The sequence below is a fragment of the Streptomyces sp. NPDC090106 genome, assembly GCF_044747265.1.
In the GTDB taxonomy this organism is placed as follows: Bacteria; Actinomycetota; Actinomycetes; order Streptomycetales; family Streptomycetaceae; genus Streptomyces.
On the sequence record NZ_JBIVDS010000044.1, the window covers coordinates 1,450 to 2,795 of the forward strand.

1 rRNA gene (running past one end of the window) is annotated in these 1,346 nt (G+C 57.7%); it reads right to left on the reverse strand.

Annotated features, from left to right (window positions below):
• Positions 1-1,346, reverse strand: a 23S ribosomal RNA gene (locus ACIPSE_RS47195); its annotated part reaches 1,449 nt to the left of the window's first position; the annotation flags it as partial.

Here is a 1,346-nt window from a genome sequence, read left to right on the forward strand (position 1 = left end):
ACGGCCTACACCCTTACCCCGGGACAACCACCGCCCGGGATGGACTACCTTCCTGCGTCACCCCATCACTCACCTACTGCAAGTCTGGTCCGTCGGCTCCACCACTCCCCTTTGCCCGAAGGCTCCGGGGCGGCTTCACGGACTTAGCATCGCCTGGTTCGATGTTTGACGCTTCACAGCGGGTACCGGAATATCAACCGGTTATCCATCGACTACGCCTGTCGGCCTCGCCTTAGGTCCCGACTTACCCTGGGCAGATCAGCTTGACCCAGGAACCCTTAGTCAATCGGCGCACACGTTTCTCACGTGTGAATCGCTACTCATGCCTGCATTCTCACTCGTGAACCGTCCACCACTGCCTTCCGGCGCGGCTTCACCCGGCACACGACGCTCCCCTACCCATCACAGCCGCCGTTGGGCGTATTGCTGCAATGACACGACTTCGGCGGTACGCTTGAGCCCCGCTACATTGTCGGCGCGGAATCACTAGACCAGTGAGCTATTACGCACTCTTTCAAGGGTGGCTGCTTCTAAGCCAACCTCCTGGTTGTCTCTGCGACTCCACATCCTTTCCCACTTAGCGTACGCTTAGGGGCCTTAGTCGATGCTCTGGGCTGTTTCCCTCTCGACCATGGAGCTTATCCCCCACAGTCTCACTGCCGTGCTCTCACTTACCGGCATTCGGAGTTTGGCTAAGGTCAGTAACCCGGTAGGGCCCATCGCCTATCCAGTGCTCTACCTCCGGCAAGAAACACACGACGCTGCACCTAAATGCATTTCGGGGAGAACCAGCTATCACGGAGTTTGATTGGCCTTTCACCCCTAACCACAGGTCATCCCCCAGGTTTTCAACCCTGGTGGGTTCGGTCCTCCACGAAGTCTTACCTCCGCTTCAACCTGCCCATGGCTAGATCACTCCGCTTCGGGTCTTGAGCGCGCTACTGAATCGCCCTGTTCGGACTCGCTTTCGCTACGGCTTCCCCACACGGGTTAACCTCGCAACACACCGCAAACTCGCAGGCTCATTCTTCAAAAGGCACGCAGTCACGAGATGGAAGCAAGCTTCCATCCGACGCTCCCACGGCTTGTAGGCACACGGTTTCAGGTACTATTTCACTCCGCTCCCGCGGTACTTTTCACCATTCCCTCACGGTACTATCCGCTATCGGTCACCAGGGAATATTTAGGCTTAGCGGGTGGTCCCGCCAGATTCACACGGGATTTCTCGGGCCCCGTGCTACTTGGGTGTCTCTCAAACGAGCCGCTGATGTTTCGACTACGGGGGTCTTACCCTCTACGCCGGACCTTTCGCATGTCCTTCGCCTACATCAACGGTTTCTGACTCG